Source organism: Janibacter sp. CoH_79_TC_3, assembly GCF_058197955.1.
Map to the genome: position 1 here is coordinate 1 of NZ_JBXWIV010000089.1, position 272 is coordinate 272.

At 48.2% G+C, this 272-nt stretch carries 1 protein-coding gene; it reads right to left on the bottom strand.

Annotated features, from left to right (window positions below; genetic code table 11):
* On the bottom strand, positions 1 to 272 hold a 272-nt coding region (locus tag AC2FA3_RS15190; protein ID WP_490510312.1), incomplete at both ends, for an SIS domain-containing protein.

The following is a 272-nucleotide window of genomic DNA, read 5'->3' on the forward strand; positions in this document are numbered from 1 at the left end:
GGATCGGATATTCTGCTGCGTTCCACAGTGGAGAATCCACAAGGTTCGATAATGCGATCGTCGTTGCACCCATGGATCTTGCCATCTCGGTTGCCTTGACAGTCTCTGGTGTATTTCCCGAATGAGAACATGTAATAACGACGGAATCCTTGCCTAATGCCTTCGGCACTTCATGTACAAACTGGTTCGATGTATAGATACCTGACGGGGTCTCCAGCTCCTTATCAAACATAAACTGTGCCGGCATCATAAATGCCTGGGAACCACCACAT